Origin of the sequence: Marinobacter confluentis, assembly GCF_004785685.1 — a bacterium.
GTDB classification, from domain to species: Bacteria; Pseudomonadota; Gammaproteobacteria; order Pseudomonadales; family Oleiphilaceae; genus Marinobacter; species Marinobacter confluentis.
This window is the reverse complement of sequence record NZ_SRPF01000005.1, coordinates 177,040-194,566: the sequence shown is the minus strand read 5'-3', so window position 1 is coordinate 194,566 and position 17,527 is coordinate 177,040. Positions and strand designations below refer to the sequence as shown.

The 17,527-nt window shown below is 55.8% G+C and carries 14 protein-coding genes and 5 tRNA genes; all 19 read left to right on the top strand.

The genetic code is table 11. The features are described from left to right. Positions 1 to 151: 151 nt before the first annotated feature. The 19 genes from E5Q11_RS15685 (at position 152) to rpsG (ending at position 17,512) form a co-directional block, all read left to right on the top strand. Entirely contained in the window at positions 152 to 1,123 is a 972-nt protein-coding gene (locus E5Q11_RS15685; RefSeq protein WP_135804387.1) for a biotin--[acetyl-CoA-carboxylase] ligase, read from the top strand. Beyond that, a complete protein-coding gene (locus E5Q11_RS15680; protein WP_135804386.1) occupies positions 1,120 to 1,854 on the top strand; it encodes a type III pantothenate kinase in 735 nt (244 codons plus the stop codon). The genes E5Q11_RS15685 and E5Q11_RS15680 overlap by 4 nt, the downstream gene beginning before the upstream one ends. Next, on the top strand, positions 1,851 to 2,642 hold the full coding sequence (locus E5Q11_RS15675) for a hypothetical protein (RefSeq protein ID WP_135804385.1): 792 nt from the start codon (positions 1,851 to 1,853) through the stop codon (positions 2,640 to 2,642). The genes E5Q11_RS15680 and E5Q11_RS15675 overlap by 4 nt, the downstream gene beginning before the upstream one ends. Positions 2,643 to 2,673: 31 nt before the next feature. Beyond that, a tRNA-Thr gene (locus tag E5Q11_RS15670) sits at positions 2,674 to 2,749 on the top strand. 41 nt (positions 2,750 to 2,790) lie between these two features. Continuing rightward, positions 2,791 to 2,874 (top strand) — tRNA-Tyr (locus tag E5Q11_RS15665). Positions 2,875 to 2,884: 10 nt separating this feature from the next. After that, positions 2,885 to 2,959 (top strand) — tRNA-Gly (locus E5Q11_RS15660). A 17-nt stretch (positions 2,960 to 2,976) separates the two neighbouring features. Beyond that, positions 2,977 to 3,052, top strand: a tRNA-Thr gene (locus E5Q11_RS15655). Between the two features lie 50 nt (positions 3,053 to 3,102). Next, the gene (gene tuf / locus E5Q11_RS15650) at positions 3,103 to 4,299 is read left to right on the top strand and encodes an elongation factor Tu (RefSeq protein WP_135804374.1); all 1,197 of its coding nucleotides are present in this window, start codon (positions 3,103 to 3,105) and stop codon (positions 4,297 to 4,299) included. Positions 4,300 to 4,335: 36 nt separating this feature from the next. Next, positions 4,336 to 4,411, top strand: a tRNA-Trp gene (locus tag E5Q11_RS15645). Positions 4,412 to 4,441: 30 nt separating this feature from the next. Further along, on the top strand, positions 4,442 to 4,810 hold the full coding sequence (gene secE / locus E5Q11_RS15640) for a preprotein translocase subunit SecE (protein ID WP_135804384.1): 369 nt from the start codon (positions 4,442 to 4,444) through the stop codon (positions 4,808 to 4,810). Between the two features lie 12 nt (positions 4,811 to 4,822). Further along, complete coding sequence (gene nusG / locus E5Q11_RS15635) at positions 4,823 to 5,356, top strand: transcription termination/antitermination protein NusG (RefSeq protein WP_135804383.1); 534 nt, start codon at positions 4,823 to 4,825, stop codon at positions 5,354 to 5,356. Between the two features lie 120 nt (positions 5,357 to 5,476). After that, the gene (gene rplK / locus E5Q11_RS15630) at positions 5,477 to 5,908 is read left to right on the top strand and encodes a 50S ribosomal protein L11 (RefSeq protein ID WP_135804382.1); all 432 of its coding nucleotides are present in this window, start codon (positions 5,477 to 5,479) and stop codon (positions 5,906 to 5,908) included. Between the two features lies 1 nt (position 5,909). After that, positions 5,910 to 6,608, top strand: a complete 699-nt coding sequence (gene rplA / locus E5Q11_RS15625) for a 50S ribosomal protein L1 (protein WP_135804381.1) — start codon at positions 5,910 to 5,912, stop codon at positions 6,606 to 6,608. 218 nt (positions 6,609 to 6,826) lie between these two features. Beyond that, positions 6,827 to 7,357: a 50S ribosomal protein L10 gene (gene rplJ / locus E5Q11_RS15620; RefSeq protein ID WP_135804380.1), complete on the top strand. Its 531-nt coding sequence runs from the start codon at positions 6,827 to 6,829 to the stop codon at positions 7,355 to 7,357. Between the two features lie 39 nt (positions 7,358 to 7,396). Next, positions 7,397 to 7,771 (top strand): 50S ribosomal protein L7/L12, encoded by a 375-nt coding sequence (gene rplL, locus E5Q11_RS15615; RefSeq protein WP_135804379.1) that lies wholly within the window; start codon positions 7,397 to 7,399, stop codon positions 7,769 to 7,771. 242 nt (positions 7,772 to 8,013) lie between these two features. After that, a complete protein-coding gene (rpoB, locus tag E5Q11_RS15610; RefSeq protein ID WP_135804378.1) occupies positions 8,014 to 12,090 on the top strand; it encodes a DNA-directed RNA polymerase subunit beta in 4,077 nt (1,358 codons plus the stop codon). A 76-nt stretch (positions 12,091 to 12,166) separates the two neighbouring features. Continuing rightward, complete coding sequence (rpoC, locus tag E5Q11_RS15605) at positions 12,167 to 16,381, top strand: DNA-directed RNA polymerase subunit beta' (RefSeq protein ID WP_135804377.1); 4,215 nt, start codon at positions 12,167 to 12,169, stop codon at positions 16,379 to 16,381. 169 nt (positions 16,382 to 16,550) lie between these two features. Next, positions 16,551 to 16,925, top strand: a complete 375-nt coding sequence (gene rpsL, locus E5Q11_RS15600; protein WP_106670730.1) for a 30S ribosomal protein S12 — start codon at positions 16,551 to 16,553, stop codon at positions 16,923 to 16,925. 116 nt (positions 16,926 to 17,041) lie between these two features. After that, positions 17,042 to 17,512, top strand: a complete 471-nt coding sequence (gene rpsG / locus E5Q11_RS15595) for a 30S ribosomal protein S7 (RefSeq protein ID WP_135804376.1) — start codon at positions 17,042 to 17,044, stop codon at positions 17,510 to 17,512. The last annotated feature ends 15 nt before the right edge of the window (positions 17,513 to 17,527 follow it).

Here is a 17,527-nt window from a genome sequence, read left to right as displayed (position 1 = left end):
CTCAGCCGTGAAACAGACCAGCGCCGATGGTAGTGTGGCTTCTGCCCATGTGAGAGTAGGTCATCGTCAGGCTCTTAATACTAAAAACCCCCTCCGGCTTTGCCGGTGGGGGTTTTTTATTTATGCTGGCACATTTACCAGGCGAAATTGAATGAAATCCAGAGCGTTACTCGGCCTTCTTGCTGATGGGCAGGTCCATTCCGGAGAATCTCTCGCTGCCGCCCTCGGGGTCAGTCGCACAGCCGTCTGGAAACAGGTCAGGCGGGCCATCGAGGACGGTTACTCCATCGATACAATCAAGGGTAAAGGGTATCGGTTGATGACGCCGCTGGATCTGCTAGATGCTGACGCCATTCTTGATCAGTTGCCTGACAACCTGGTTTCCAGCATTTCCAGCCTCCAGGTTCACGACCAACTCGACTCCACCAACGCCGAAGTTATTCGCCAGCGGGCTCTGAAGCGTAATAGTGGCGTTCTGGTCTGCCTAGCAGAGCATCAGACCGCTGGCCGGGGTCGCCGTGGCCGCCAGTGGCAGAGCCCTCGTGGTGAGAATCTGTATCTGAGTCTTGGTCTGACCTTCCGGGGTGGCTTTGCGATACTCGACGGCCTGAGCCTGGCGCTTGGTCTGGCTGTTGCCGAGGCTCTTGATAGGCAAGGTGCGAAACGTGTTGGTCTCAAATGGCCAAACGACCTGTTTATCGACGACTGCAAACTGGCGGGCATTCTTGTGGAATTGCAGGGAGAGCTCGAAGAAGGGCTGATTGAAGTGGTCGCCGGCATTGGTATTAATGTCCACATGTCGCAGGCTGACGGCGTGGAACAGGCCTGGACGAGTCTGTCTCGCTCGATGCCCGACCTCACCTGGCAGCGGAATGAAATTGCAGCAGGTGTGATTGAGTCTGTGCTTCAGTTCTCAGAAGAATTTGCCGCGAACGGTTTTGAGAGTTTTCGTTCGCGGTGGCAGGATCGCGATATATTCAGAGGGCAGCCACTAGCAACCGCCGATGGCAGCCTACTGGGCAAGGGATCTGGAGTGGATCAACAGGGAAACTATCTGATCGATGTGGACGGAGAGATTGAAAAAGTCCGCGCAGGTGAAATCAGTTTGCGAGCTTCTCCATGAGACTGTTGATTGACGCCGGGAATACAAGGCTGAAATGGCGGCTCGATCAACAGGGCGATGTCGTGACCGGAGGTGCCTGTCTGTTCGATAGTCGGCAGTGGTTAGACGAGCTGTCGCCCTTTGGCGCCCGAATTGAGAGTATATCTGTCTCGACGGTTATTTCCGAGGCCAGGCGTTCGGTGCTGGTCAGTCAGTTAGTCGACTTGTCCGGTGCGCCGATATCTTTTTATTGGGCCGAAAGTCTTCGTGGTGGTCTTCGTAATGCCTATTCAGACGTTGAAAAAATGGGTGCGGATCGTTGGCACGCCATGTACGCGGCGTGGCAGCAGGGGCTCGATGGTTTTGCGGTGGTAGACGCCGGTAGTGCCATTACCGTGGATTATGTTACCGGTGACGGTGACCATCTCGGTGGCTATATTCTTCCGGGTAAGCAGATGATGCTGCGCTCTCTACAGCAGGACGCCGCCAGAATAGGATTTGAGTCAATTGATGCAGGTGCTGGAGACCCTGGCAGGTCGACGACTGAGTGTGTGCAGCATGGGCTGGTCTGGCTCTGGGAGGGGCTGATTCGCCATCTTGTCGCCGACTGTGAGCGCTACCGTCTCCAGCGTATCGTCTGTACGGGTGGAGACGCCGTGGCCCTTCTGGCGGCTGGACTTCCGGGGCAGCATGAGCCGGACCTCGTGCTCTCAGGTCTGGCCGCAATTGACTCAGAGGCGGCCGGTTCATGAAATGGCTGCTGCTGGTGATCCTGGCTGCGAACGCACTGGTGTGGCTTGCGGGTGATTTCTGGATACCTGCGAGGACGAATATAGTCGCCGAAAACCAGACCCTGCCCCGGGTCTCTACTTTAAAGGTCGATGGTGACTCAGGAATTCCAGCGGACGATCAGCCTGTCGAGCCTAAAGCGCCAATGACGCCTTTGAAAGCAATGAGTGAGCCGGACACTGAGGCTAGGGCTGAGGCTGCAAACGTACCTGTTGTCGAGCTGGATGCTTCAGTGGCGGATGGGCAATCCGGCGACCCGGTGGTGCCGACCTGCGTCCGGCTCGGATGGTTTGAAACCGCAGAAGCGGCTCGTAATGCATACCAGTCCCTTGGTAGTCCGGGTGCCGTCTACGCTGTCACGGAACAGGAGCGGGCGCTTGAACCCCTGCACTGGGTGATCATCCCTCCCCAGCCTGAAGATCGGGCTCTGAGCCTGTTCCGGGACTTGCAGCAGCGGGGCATTGACTCCTACCTCGTGACCCAGGGAGAAAACCGGAACGCCATTTCGTTGGGGCTGTTTCAGTCCGAAGACGCCGCAAAAAGAGTGTTGGCGGCAAAAAAACGCCAGAATCTCAATGCAGTACTGGCCAACTTCCCGCGTAATCAGCTAAGCTACGCCCTCGTTTTTGAAGTACCCCCGGCAGATGGAGAGGATGCTGGGGATGGGTTGGTCAGAGATTATCCGGGGGATTTCGAAATGGTCGAAATCAGCCGTTGTGAAGGTATTGCAACGACTCCCGAAAATCCGTAGTATACCGCCCTCGCTGAAGAGGCGAATGTGGGCTGGCGTAGCTCAGTTGGTAGAGCAGCTGACTTGTAATCAGCAGGTCGGGGGTTCGATTCCGTCCGCCAGCTCCATTTTTAGTTTTAGCGGGTGCGCCAAGTGGCGTGCTCGTACGGGAGGGGTTCCCGAGTGGCCAAAGGGATCAGACTGTAAATCTGACGCGAAAGCTTCGCAGGTTCGAATCCTGCCCCCTCCACCACTTATTGCTCGCGGGCATCGTATAGTGGCTATTACCTCAGCCTTCCAAGCTGATGACGCGGGTTCGATTCCCGCTGCCCGCTCCAATTTGAAGTGTTGAATCGCTCATGTAGCTCAGTCGGTAGAGCACATCCTTGGTAAGGATGAGGTCACCGGTTCAATTCCGGTCATGAGCTCCATTATTTGTCCGGTCAACGTTTCGGTCCAGTTGATTAGGGAGATAGGTCGAATGTCTAAAGCAAAATTTGAGCGTAATAAGCCACACGTAAACGTGGGCACCATTGGTCACGTAGACCATGGCAAGACCACGCTGACAGCCGCACTGACTCGTGTATGTCACGAAGTGTGGGGAACGGGTAGCGCGAGCGCATTCGACTCGATCGATAACGCGCCGGAAGAAAGGGCTCGTGGTATTACTATCGCGACGTCTCACGTTGAGTATGATTCGCCGGCGCGTCACTACGCGCACGTAGACTGCCCGGGCCACGCTGACTATGTGAAGAACATGATCACGGGTGCGGCGCAGATGGACGGCGCTATTCTGGTTTGCTCCGCTGCAGACGGCCCCATGCCGCAGACCCGTGAGCACATTCTGCTGTCCCGTCAGGTTGGCGTACCGTTCATCGTCGTGTTCCTGAACAAGGCGGACATGGTCGATGACGAAGAGTTGCTTGAGCTGGTTGAAATGGAAGTTCGTGAACTGCTGAGCCAGTACGACTTCCCGGGCGACGATACCCCGATCATTACCGGTTCTGCGCTGATGGCGCTGGAAGGTAAGGATGACAACGAGATGGGTACTACCGCTGTCAAGAAGCTGGTAGAAGCCCTGGACGAGTACATCCCGGATCCTGAGCGTGCGATTGATCAGCCGTTCCTGATGCCGATCGAGGACGTCTTCTCTATCTCGGGTCGTGGTACTGTTGTGACCGGTCGTGTTGAGCGTGGTGTTATCAAGACTGGCGAAGAGATCGAGATTGTTGGTATTAAAGATACCGTCAAGACGGTCTGTACCGGTGTTGAGATGTTCCGCAAGCTGCTGGACGAAGGTCGTGCAGGTGAGAACATTGGCGCGCTTCTGCGTGGTACCAAGCGCGAAGACGTCGAGCGTGGTCAGGTTCTGTGTAAGCCGGGCTCGATCAAGCCGCACACCAAGTTTGAGTGTGAAGTGTACGTTCTGTCCAAGGAAGAAGGTGGTCGTCATACGCCGTTCTTCAAGGGCTATCGTCCACAGTTCTATTTCCGTACCACCGACGTCACAGGTTCCTGTGAGCTGCCGGACGGTGTGGAAATGGTTATGCCGGGTGACAACGTCAAGATGAGTGTTACCCTGATCGCTCCGATCGCCATGGAAGATGGCCTGCGCTTCGCGATTCGTGAAGGCGGCCGTACCGTTGGTGCCGGCGTGGTTTCAAAGATCATCGAGTAATTTGCTCGAAGTAAGTGCGCTGAGTTGTTTCGGTGCAGGCCAGTAGCTCAATTGGCAGAGCAGCGGTCTCCAAAACCGCAGGTTGGGGGTTCGATTCCCTCCTGGCCTGCCATTTTTTAACATCCGGATAAAGCTGATTCCTATGGAGTCAAAAGCCGAACGTTCAACCAGTAGCTTCGATACCATCAAGTGGCTGGTCGTATTTGTTCTGATTGCCGTCGGTGTTGTAGGCAATCAGTATTTCAGTGCCGAGTCATTACTGTATCGGGTGCTGGGTCTTGTTGTGCTCGCGCTGTTGGCGACACTTGTTGCGCTGCAGACGGACCGCGGTCGTCGGTTTGCGGCACTCCTGAAAGAAGCACGGGTTGAAATCCGGAAAGTCGTATGGCCCACCCGGCCAGAGCTGATTCAGACCACGGCCATCGTAGTGGTGTTCGTGTTGTTTGTAGCTCTTGTGCTGTGGGGTATGGATTCGTTGATCAGTTGGCTGGTCTCCGGAGTTATCGGGTAACAGGAGTGGGCAATGGCTAAGCGCTGGTACGTCGTACATGCGTATTCTGGCTTTGAAAAGCACGTAATGCGCACTCTGGGTGAGCGCGTTGCGCTCAACGGAATGGAAGACAAGTTCGGCGAAATTCTGGTTCCGACCGAAGAAGTCGTCGAGATGCGCGACGGTAAGAAGCGCAAGAGCGAGCGTAAGTTCTATCCTGGCTATGTTCTGGTTCAGATGGAAATGGACGACGCCACTTGGCACCTGGTGAAGAACACGCCGCGGGTTCTGGGCTTTATTGGTGGAACCAAGGACAAGCCGGCGCCGATCACCGAGCGCGAAGCCGAAGCAATTCTGCGCCGCGTGGAAAGCGGTGCTGATAAGCCCAAGCCGAAGACTCTGTTCGAGCCTGGCGAAGTTGTTCGCGTCACTGAAGGTCCGTTTGCTGACTTCAATGGCGTTGTTGAAGAAGTTGACTACGACAAGAGTCGGGTCAAGGTTGCCGTACTGATTTTCGGCCGTTCAACTCCAGTAGAGCTGGAGTTCGGGCAGGTCGAAAAGGACTGACCGGCGATCTCGAGTGCTCTAAGCTCGCGCGCTATGGCGACGCGGGCTTTTTGTGTCTGCAATTGGCAGTCTTAAAAACCGGGGAGCCGAAAGGCGTTTGCACCCACAGGAGACGTAATCATGGCTAAGAAGATTGACGCTTATATCAAGCTTCAGGTTGCTGCCGGTAAGGCCAACCCGAGTCCTCCCGTTGGCCCTGCACTGGGTCAGCGTGGCGTAAACATCATGGAATTCTGTAAGGCATTCAATGCCCAGACTCAGGACATGGAACCTGGTCTGCCGATTCCGACTGTGATCACAGTCTACAGTGATCGCAGCTTTACGTTTATTACAAAGACCCCGCCGGCGCCGGTTCTGCTGAAAAAAGCAGCTGGCATCAAGAGTGGTTCCGGTCGTCCGAATACCGAAAAAGTCGGCACGGTTACCCGTGAGCAGCTCGAAGAGATCGTCAAGACTAAAGAGCCCGACCTGACAGCTGCCAACATGGACGCAGCTGTTCGTACCATTGCCGGAACTGCCCGTAGCATGGGCCTCAACGTGGAGGGCCTGTAACATGGCAAAGCTTAGCAAGCGTCAGAAGCTGATTCGTGAAAAAGTTGATGCCACTCGTACCTATTCGGTTGATGAGGCCGTTGCGCTGCTCGTTGAACTCGGCGGAACCGTCAAGTTCAAGGAGTCTGTAGACGTTGCGATCAACCTTGGTGTTGACGCCCGGAAATCTGACCAGGTTGTCCGTAGCAGCACCGTTCTGCCCCACGGCACTGGCAAGACCGTTCGTGTCGCTGTATTCACGCAGGGTGCCAACGCCGAGAAGGCAACCGCTGCTGGTGCCGACATCGTCGGCATGGACGATCTGGCAGAACAGGTCAAAAAAGGCGTGATGGATTTTGACGTGGTTATCGCCACTCCGGATGCCATGCGCGTTGTCGGTCAGCTGGGCCAGATTCTTGGTCCCCGTGGCCTGATGCCAAACCCGAAAGTCGGCACTGTTACGCCGGACGTTGAGACTGCCGTTAAGAATGCCAAGGCAGGTCAGGTTCGCTACCGTACTGATAAGAACGGTATTATCCATGCGCCAATGGGTAATGTTGAGTTCTCTGCGCAGAACATCAAGGAAAACATTGAGGCTCTGATTGCAGATCTGAAAAAGGCCAAGCCCTCTTCTTCGAAAGGCGTTTACCTCAAGAAGGTAACCCTGTCGTCGACGATGGGTCCTGGTCTGGCTATCGACCAGAGTGCTTTGAGCATTTAAGTCTTTGGTTGGTAGTGCTTTGTAGTCTAGGCGGAAGCCAAGGCTGTCAAAGACCGCAGGCCCCCGAGGCTGCCTTTTGAGGTGGCCGGAAGGGTTAAAGCAACGCCTGCGCAGACGGTGTGAAGACGTTCTCTCTGAACCCAAACACCGTTAGGAGCCCCGCGAGGGGTATATGTGGGTTTGCCGGGATGAGCCCGGCGAAATCGAGGAGAAATCCAGTGGCAATTAGACTCGAAGGCAAGAAAGCGATCGTCGCTGAAGTCAACGAGACTGCCGGTGGTGCTCTGTCAGTGGTTATGGCTGATTACCGTGGTGTCACCTCTGGTGATATGACGGCGCTTCGTGCCAAGGCTCGCGCTGAGAATGTAATCCTGAAGGTTGTTCGTAACAACCTTGCCAAGATTGCGATTCGCGGTACCGAGTACGAGTGCATTGATGAAGTATTGGTCGGCCCAACCATTCTGGCGTTCTCAATGGAAGATCCGGGTGCGGCTGCACGCCTGCTGAAGGATTTTGCCAAAGAGAAAGAGGCGTTCGAGATCAAAGGCCTGGCTGTCGGCGGTGAGCTGATGGGCGCGGACCAGATTGATCGCCTTGCCAAGCTGCCAACGCGTCACGAGGCGTTGACTATGCTGGCTATCGTCACACAGGCACCGATTACCAAGCTTGCGCGGACACTGAACGAAGTTCCAACCAAAGTGACCCGTGCAGTAGCGGCAGTTCGAGACCAGAAGCAAGAAGCTGCTTGATTCTGTTGAACACCATTTTTAAACATTTCGGAGAAAGTCATGGCTCTGTCTAACGAAGACATTTTGAACGCAATTGCAGAAATGAGCGTAATGGACGTTGTTGCTCTTGTTGAAGCAATGGAAGAGAAGTTTGGCGTATCTGCCGCAGCAGCCGTTGCCGCTGCGCCAGCCGCTGCCGGCGAAGCCGCAGCTGCTGAAGAGCAGACTGAATTTGACGTTGTTCTGACCGGTCCTGGTGAGAAGAAAGTCAACGTGATCAAGGCCGTTCGTGAATTGACTGGCCTGGGTCTGAAAGAAGCCAAAGAAATGGTCGACAGCGCTCCTTCCGTTGTTAAAGAAGGCGCGAGCAAAGACGACGCCGAAGCAGCCAAGAAGAAGCTTGAGGAAGCAGGCGCTTCTGTTGAGCTCAAGTAAGCGTTGGTTGTTGATTGAAACCGTGCAATAAGCATGGATAGGCTGGTGGCCGAGTGCCACCGGCCTTTTTCTGTTGTATATGCTGCAGGTTCGGAACGTCAGGACCAAAGTGCTGTCGGAACCCTGAACCTACAGCAACGGTCGTGCTCAAGACGGCGCAGTAAGCCGAGCAATTCGGCCCCGAAGCAGAAAAATGGTTGCTTCTTGATACCAGGTATCAGGTCTAAAGCTGGGGAATGCAGATGACTTACTCCTATACTGAGAAAAAGCGGATTCGCAAAGATTTTAGTAAATTGCCGTCCGTGATGGATGTTCCCTATTTGCTGTCTATACAGCTGGATTCGTTCCGGGACTTCCTCCAAAGTGAAGCCGAACCCGATAGTCGTCGGGAAACCGGTCTCCACGCAGCATTCAAATCCGTATTCCCGATTGTCAGTTATTCTGGCAACGCCGCGCTCGAATACGTGAGTTACCGCATCGGCGAGCCGGTATTTGACGTCAAGGAATGCCAGCTTAGGGGCGTAACCTACGCAGCACCGCTGCGGGTCAAAGTAAGACTTATCATTTATGATAAGGAATCGTCGAACAAGGCGATCAAGGATATTAAAGAGCAGGAAGTCTACATGGGCGAAATGCCCCTGATGACCGAGAACGGTACCTTCGTCATCAACGGTACTGAGCGGGTTATCGTTTCCCAGCTCCATCGTTCACCGGGTGTGTTCTTCGATCATGACAAGGGCAAGACCCACTCTTCAGGCAAGCTGCTGTATTCGGCGCGGGTTATTCCTTACCGTGGCTCATGGCTCGACTTCGAGTTCGATGCCAAGGATTCCGTGTTTGTCCGTATCGACCGTCGTCGTAAGCTGCCGGCATCTATCCTGCTTCGTGCCCTGGGGTATACCTCCGAGCAGATGCTGGAAATGTTCTTTGATACCAGTAAGTTCAGCATTGGCCCTGAAGTCTGCAAACTGGAGCTGGTGCCTAGCCGCCTGCGCGGTGACATCGCAACCTTCGACATCAAGGACAAGAAGGGCACCGTCATTGTTGAAGAAGGTCGCCGCATTACCGCCCGTCACATCAAGCAGCTTGAAAAGGCTGGCCTGACTGAGCTGGAAGTGCCGACTGAGTACCTGTACGGGCGAGTTCTGGCCAAAGACATGGTCGACAAGAAATCCGGCGAAGTGCTGGTTGAATGTAACTCCGAGCTGACCGAAGAAGTGGTCACCAAGATTCTGGATTCCGGTGTAAAGGATATTGAAACGCTTTACACGAACGATCTGGACTGTGGTCCGTTCATGTCGGACACCCTGCGCATTGATCCGACCCGCAGCCCGCTTGAGGCGCTGGTCGAAATCTATCGCATGATGCGTCCTGGCGAGCCGCCCACCAAGGAATCTGCCGAGAACCTGTTCAACAACCTGTTCTTCTCCGAAGAGCGGTATGACCTGTCCTCTGTTGGCCGGATGAAGCTGAACCGTCGTCTGCGTCGGGAAGAAAGCACCGGCGAAGGCACCTTGACCCATGACGACATCATCGACGTCCTGAAGACGCTGATCGATATCCGTAACGGTGAAGGCAATGTCGATGACATCGACAACCTGGGTAACCGTCGCGTCCGTTGTGTGGGCGAGATGGCCGAGAACCAGTTCCGTGTTGGCCTGGTGCGTGTTGAGCGTGCCGTCCGTGAGCGTCTGAGCCTGGCCGAAAGCGAAGGCCTGATGCCGCAGGACCTGATAAATGCCAAGCCGGTTGCGGCGGCAGTAAAAGAGTTCTTCGGCTCCAGCCAGCTGTCCCAGTTTATGGACCAGAACAACCCGCTGTCGGAAGTGACCCACAAGCGCCGTATCTCGGCTCTTGGCCCAGGTGGTCTGACCCGTGAGCGTGCCGGTTTTGAGGTTCGTGACGTTCACCCGACTCACTATGGTCGGGTCTGTCCCATCGAGACGCCGGAAGGTCCGAACATCGGTCTGATCAACTCGCTGGCAACCTATGCCCGCTCTAATTCCTACGGCTTCCTTGAGAGCCCGTACCGGAAAGTGGTTGAAGGCAAGGTCACCGACGAAGTGGTCTATCTTTCGGCAATCGAGGAAAGTAATTACATCATCGCCCAGGCCAGCGCGGCGATGGATGACAATAACCGCCTGTCTGACGAACTGGTTACTGTTCGCCACCAGAACGAATTCACGGTTACGCCACCGGAAAACGTCAATTTCATGGATGTGTCACCGCGCCAGGTTGTGTCGGTAGCGGCTTCCCTGATTCCGTTCCTGGAACACGACGACGCCAACCGCGCACTGATGGGCTCGAACATGCAGCGCCAGGCAGTTCCGACTCTGCGTTCTCAGGTGCCGCTGGTCGGTACCGGTGTTGAGCGGACGGTTGCCCAGGATTCGGGTGTCTGTGTATCTGCCCGTCGCGGTGGTGTCATCGAGAGCGTCGATGCGGCCCGTATCGTGGTTCGTGTGAATGACGGCGAAACCGAAGCCGGTGATGCTGGTGTGGATATCTATAACCTCACCAAGTACACCCGTTCTAACCAGAACACCTGTATCAACCAGCGTTCCATTGTGAACGAAGGTGATCTGGTGGCGCGCGGTGACGTGCTGGCCGACGGTCCTTCGGTGGATCTGGGTGAACTGGCTCTGGGTCAGAACATGCGCATCGCGTTTATGCCCTGGAACGGCTACAACTTTGAGGATTCCATCCTTATCTCGGAAAAAGTGGTCCAGGAAGATCGCCTGACCACCATACACATCCAGGAACTGACCTGTGTGGCCCGGGATACCAAGCTGGGCAGCGAAGAAATTACGGCGGATATTCCGAACGTCGGCGAGAGCGCGCTGTCCAAGCTGGATGAGTCCGGTATTGTCTACATTGGTGCAGAAGTTGGTGCCGGTGACATCCTGGTCGGCAAGGTTACACCGAAAGGTGAAACCCAGCTGACGCCTGAGGAGAAGCTCCTGAGGGCTATCTTTGGCGAGAAGGCTTCGGACGTAAAAGACACGTCCTCACGTGTGCCCACCGGCACCCGTGGCACGGTTATCGACGTACAGGTCTTTACCCGTGATGGTATCGAGAAAGACACTCGTGCCCAGGCCATCGAAAAAGAACAGCTGGACGAGTACCGTAAGGATCTGAAAGACGAGTACCGCATTGTTGAAGGCGCCACCTATGAGCGTCTGACCAGTGCGTTGAACGGTCAGGAAGTGATCAGCGGTCCGGGCCTGAAGAAAGGCGCCAAGCTTGACGAAGCCTACCTGGCAGAACTGCCACGGGATGACTGGTTCAAGCTGCGGATGAAAGACGAAGCGCTGAACGAGCTGCTGGAGAAATCCGAGCAGGGTCTTGAGGATCGCAAGAAAGAGCACGAAGCTCGCTTTGATGACAAGAAAGGCAAGCTTCAGCAGGGTGATGACCTTGCTCCCGGTGTTCTCAAGATCGTCAAGGTTTACCTCGCGATCAAGCGTCGGATTCAGCCAGGCGACAAGATGGCTGGCCGTCACGGTAACAAGGGTGTTATCTCGGCGGTTATGCCGATCGAAGACATGCCTTACGACGAGTTCGGCAACACCGTTGATATCGTGCTGAACCCCCTGGGTGTTCCGTCGCGGATGAACGTAGGTCAGGTTCTTGAGACTCACCTGGGTGCTGCCGCCAAGGGGCTGGGCGAGCGTATCAGCCAGATGCTGGACGAGCAGCGTAAAGTTGCCGAGCTGCGCAAGCTGCTGGACGAGATCTACAACCACTCGGACGAGGTCACCCAGGTTGACCTGGATTCGCTGAGTGACAAGGAGATCTTTGCCCTGGCCAACAACCTGCGTACAGGTGTTCCCATGGCGACGCCGGTATTCGACGGTGCCAAGGAAGCCGAGGTCAAGCATATGCTTGAGCTGGCAGGCCTCAGCACGACAGGTCAGACAGTGTTGTACGACGGCCGTACCGGCGATGAATTCGATCGACCGGTGACTGTTGGCTATATGTACATCCTCAAGCTGAACCACCTGATCGACGACAAGATGCACGCTCGTTCCACCGGTTCGTACAGCCTGGTTACCCAGCAGCCGCTGGGTGGTAAGGCGCAGTTCGGTGGTCAGCGCTTCGGTGAGATGGAAGTGTGGGCCCTTGAGGCTTACGGTGCAGCGTATACGTTGCAGGAAATGCTCACCGTTAAGTCTGATGACGTGAATGGTCGGACCAAGATGTACAAGAACATTGTCGATGGCGATCATCGTATGGAGCCGGGCATGCCCGAATCCTTCAATGTTCTGGTCAAGGAAATCCGCTCGTTGGGTATCGACATCGAGCTGGAATCCGAGTGAGCCGAATTGTTTTTGGCAGCGAGAGCGGGCACCGTCGGTGCCCGCCCGAGAATAACGCCATCCGGAGCTGTTACTGATGAAAGATTTGCTGAATCTTCTCAAAAACCAGAACCAGAAGCAGGAATTTGACGCCATCCGTATTGGATTGGCGTCGCCTGACATGATCCGATCATGGTCTTTTGGTGAGGTCAAAAAGCCTGAGACCATTAACTACCGTACGTTCAAGCCTGAGCGTGACGGTCTGTTCTGCGCCAAGATCTTCGGCCCGATCAAGGATTACGAGTGTCTGTGCGGCAAGTACAAGCGCCTCAAGCACCGTGGTGTAATCTGCGAAAAGTGCGGTGTTGAAGTCGCACTGGCCAGTGTGCGCCGTGAGCGCATGGGCCATATCGAGCTTGCCAGCCCGGTTGCCCACATCTGGTTCCTGAAATCACTGCCGTCTCGCATCGGCCTGATGCTGGACATGACCCTGCGCGACATTGAACGGGTTCTGTACTTCGAATCCTTCATCGTGATCGAGCCTGGCATGACCACCCTCGAGAAAGGTCAGCTGCTGAACGACGAGCAGTATTACGAGGCACTGGAAGAGTTCGGTGACGAGTTCGACGCCCGCATGGGTGCCGAAGCCGTTCAGGAACTGCTGGAAGGTATTGATCTGCAGGCCGAGGTTGAAGCCCTGCGGGAAGAAATTCCCCAGACCAACTCCGAAACCAAGATCAAGAAATTCAGCAAGCGTCTGAAAATTCTTGAGGCGTTCCTGTATTCGGGCAACAAGCCGGGCGACATGGTCATGACCGTGCTGCCGGTGCTGCCGCCGGATCTGCGTCCGCTGGTACCGTTGGACGGTGGCCGTTTCGCAACGTCCGACCTGAACGATCTGTATCGTCGGGTGATCAACCGGAACAACCGTCTCAAGCGCCTGCTGGAGCTCAATGCTCCGGATATCATTGTGCGTAACGAGAAGCGGATGCTGCAGGAAGCTGTGGACGCACTGCTGGACAATGGCCGTCGTGGTCGCGCCATTACCGGCACCAACAAGCGCCCGCTGAAGTCCCTGGCTGACATGATTAAGGGTAAGCAGGGCCGCTTCCGTCAGAACCTGCTCGGTAAGCGCGTAGACTACTCTGGCCGTTCGGTCATCGTGGTAGGTCCATACCTGCGTCTGCATCAGTGTGGTCTTCCCAAGAAGATGGCATTGGAGCTGTTCAAGCCGTTTATTTTCTCCAAGCTTGAGCATCGTGGTCTGGCGACGACGATCAAGGCCGCCAAGAAGATGGTCGAGCGCGAGGAAGGCGTGGTCTGGGACATCCTGGACGAAGTCATCCGCGAGCACCCGATCATGCTGAACCGGGCGCCCACGCTTCACCGTCTGGGAATACAGGCGTTTGAGCCAGTGCTGATTGAAGGTAAGGCCATCCAGCTTCACCCGCTGGTCTGTGCCGCCTACAACGCCGACTTCGACGGTGACCAGATGGCGGTTCACGTACCGCTGACACTGGAAGCGCAGCTCGAAGCTCGTGCGTTGATGATGTCCACCAACAACGTGCTGTCGCCGGCGAATGGCGAGCCAATCATCGTTCCCTCGCAGGACGTGGTTCTGGGTCTTTACTACATGACCCGTGACCGCAAGAGTGCGAAAGGTGAGGGCATGGTGTTTGCCGACGTTAAAGAGGCGCACCGCGCCTATGGTGCCGGCAAGGTTGATCTTCAGGCCATGGTCAAGGTCCGTGTCAAGGAAGTGACCTATGACGAAAATGGCGAGAAAGTAGAAGTGCAGAAGATCGTGGACACCACGGTCGGCCGTGCTCTGCTGTTTGATATCGTGCCTGACGGCCTGTCTTACGACATCGTCAACAAGCCGATGGTCAAGAAGGCAATTTCCAACCTTATCAACACCTGCTACCGCGATGCGGGTCTGAAAGACACCGTTATCTTTGCGGACCAGTTGATGTATATGGGCTATCACTTCGCAACGGTTTCCGGCATCTCAATCGGCTTTAACGATTTCGAGATTCCTCCGGAGAAGTACGAGCTGGTAGATGCTGCTTCTGAAGAAGTAAAAGATATCGAGACCCAGTACGCGTCCGGTCTGCTGACCCAGGGCGAGAAGTACAACAAGGTTATCGATATCTGGTCCCGCGCCAACGACAAAGTCTCCAAGGCGATGATGGACCGGCTGTCCCAGGAACAGGTTATCGGCCCTGACGGCAAGCCCGTCAAAGGCGAGGATGGCAAGTTCCTGATGCAGGAATCTTTTAACTCCGTCTACATGATGGCCGACTCTGGCGCCCGGGGGTCCCCCGCGCAGATTCGTCAGCTGGCTGGTATGCGTGGTCTGATGGCGAAGCCGGACGGCTCCATCATCGAGACGCCGATCACCGCCAACTTCCGTGAGGGTCTGAACGTACTCCAGTACTTCATCTCTACCCACGGTGCCCGTAAAGGTCTGGCAGATACGGCTCTGAAGACCGCGAACTCCGGTTACCTGACCCGTCGTCTGGTAGACGTTTCCCAGGATCTGGTCGTGACCGAGGAAGATTGCGGTACCGACGACGGCCTGCTGATGACGCCGCACATCGAAGGTGGCGACGTGGTAGTGCCGCTGGGTGATCGTGTACTGGGCCGTGTAACTGCACGCGCTGCCTACACGCCGACGGATAAAGACAACGCTGTTGTGGAAGTGGGCACACTGCTCGACGAGAAAGCCGTCGAAGCGCTTGAGCGTGCCGGTGTGGACGAAGTCTGGGTTCGCTCTGCGATCACCTGTGAAACCCGCCACGGCATCTGCTCCAAGTGTTACGGTCGTGACCTTGCCCGCGGGCACCAGGTCAACGTCGGTGAGGCTGTGGGCGTTATTGCAGCCCAGTCTATCGGTGAGCCGGGCACCCAGCTGACCATGCGTACCTTCCACATTGGTGGTGCGGCCAGCCGGGCGTCTGCGGTCGACAATATCCAGGTCAAGCACGGCGGCACTGTTCGTCTGCACAACCTCAAGTCTATCGAGAAGACCGACGGTTCCCTGGTTGTGGTTTCCCGTTCCTCCGCACTGGCCATTGCCGACGAGCAGGGCCGTGAGCGTGAGTGGTACAAGCTGCCTTATGGCGCAGTGCTGTCCGTGAAGCACGGTGACACGGTTGAGGCCGGTGTCGCGGTTGCCAAGTGGGACCCGCACACTCACCCGATCATTGCCGAAGCGGAAGGTACCGCCAAGTTTGTCAACATGGATCAGGGCATTACTGTCCGCACCCAGACTGACGAGCTGACCGGTCTGTCGACCATGGAAGTGATCGATCCGAAAGAGCGCCCCGCTGCTGGTAAGGACATCCGTCCGGCGATCCAGCTGGTGAACGACAAGGGCGAAGAAGTGGAGCTGCCGGGTGGTGGCACCGCAATCTTCTTCCTGCCGGCCAACGCTCTGGTGACCATGGCCAACAGTGCCAAGATCGAGCTGGGTGACGTAGTTGCCCGTATTCCGCAGGAAAGCTCGAAAACACGGGACATCACCGGTGGTCTGCCACGGGTTGCTGACCTGTTCGAAGCCCGTCGTCCGAAAGAATCCTCCATCCTGGCTGAGATCAGTGGTGTGGTTTCCTTCGGTAAAGAGACCAAGGGCAAGAAGCGTCTGGTGATTACGCCGAAGGATGCAGATCCCTATGAGGTTCTGATTCCCAAGCACCGTCAGATGAACGTGTTCGAAGGTGAAACGGTCGAGAAGGGTGAGGTTATCTCCGATGGTCCGTCCAACCCCCACGACATCCTGCGCCTGCTGGGCGTGGTAGCACTGGCGAAGTACATCACCAACGAAATTCAGGACGTGTATCGTCTGCAGGGTGTTGTCATCAACGATAAACACATCGAGGTTATCGTTCGCCAGATGCTGCGCAAGGTCGAGATCACCGACGCCGGCGATACCAGCCTGCTGGGCGGCGATCAGGTCGAGATCACCCAGTTCATGGAAGAGAACGAGAAAGCGGAAGCGGCGGACAAGGAACCGGCACGGTGCGAGCGCCTGTTGCTGGGTATCACAAAGGCCTCGCTGGCAACCGAATCGTTCATTTCTGCGGCGTCGTTCCAGGAAACCACGCGGGTACTCACCGAAGGTGCGGTTACCGGCAAGCGTGATTACCTGCGCGGCCTGAAAGAGAACGTTGTGGTTGGTCGTCTGATTCCCGCGGGTACCGGCCTCGCTTACCACGCCGAGCGCAAGCGCAAGCGTGAGCTTGGCGAGCAGGGTGTGACTGCAGCCGATGTGGAAGAAGCGCTGAGCGCAGAGCTTAACCGCGAGAGTTAATTCGCGGAAAAGCAGCCACCCGCCGGAAGATACCTATCCGGCAGGTGGTCAAAAAGAGATCAGTCATCTTGACTGTTCGGGGGTGCAGGCTTAAACTTGCGACCCTCAAATTTTACCCCCGCATGTCGGGGGTAAGTTTCATTGATACGGTTTTTTGGAGTTTGCTTACATGGCAACGATTAATCAGTTGGTGCGTAAGCCTCGTAAACGCAAAGCGGCCAAGAGCGACGTTCCTGCTCTGCAGGCTTGCCCGCAGCGCCGTGGTGTGTGCACTCGTGTATATACCACTACGCCGAAGAAGCCGAACTCAGCACTGCGTAAAGTGTGCCGTGTTCGTCTGACCAACGGCTTCGAGGTTTCCTCATACATTGGTGGTGAAGGTCACAACCTTCAGGAGCACAGTGTTGTGCTGATCCGTGGCGGTCGAGTAAAAGACCTTCCGGGTGTGCGCTATCACACTGTTCGCGGAACGCTGGACACCCAGGGTGTGCAGAACCGTAAGCAGGGTCGCTCCAAGTACGGTGCAAAACGACCCAAGTCCTGATGTCCCAAGTGGGTGTCTTTTATCGTTGCTATTGAAAACAGCGGTAAGAGTAAGGCTGAGTAGCTGGTGCTATCTCAGGGGTTCCTGAAGACCTTTTAACAGATAAGGGCTTATCGATGCCTAGAAGAAGAGTTGCTGCAAAACGGGAAATCATCCCGGATCCGAAGTTCCACAGTGCGCGACTGGCCAAGTTCATCAACCACGTTATGGAAAGTGGTAAGAAGGCCGTTGCAGAGCGCATTGTTTACGGCGCGCTTGATATCGTCGCCGACAAATCCAAGGAAGAGCCGATCGAGATGTTCGAGAAGGCCCTGGAAAACATCCAGCCGATGGTGGAAGTTAAATCCCGTCGTGTGGGTGGTGCTACCTACCAGGTGCCGGTCGAAGTGCGGCCTTCACGTCAAAACGCGCTGGCCATGCGCTGGCTCGTAGAATTTTCACGGAAGCGTGGTGAAAAGTCCATGGCGCAGCGTCTGGCAGGAGAAATCCTGGATGCCGCTGATAGCAAGGGCTCCGCTGTTAAGAAGCGCGAAGACGTTCATCGCATGGCAGAAGCCAACAAGGCGTTCTCTCACTTCCGTTTCTAATCAGCCGAGGTTCAA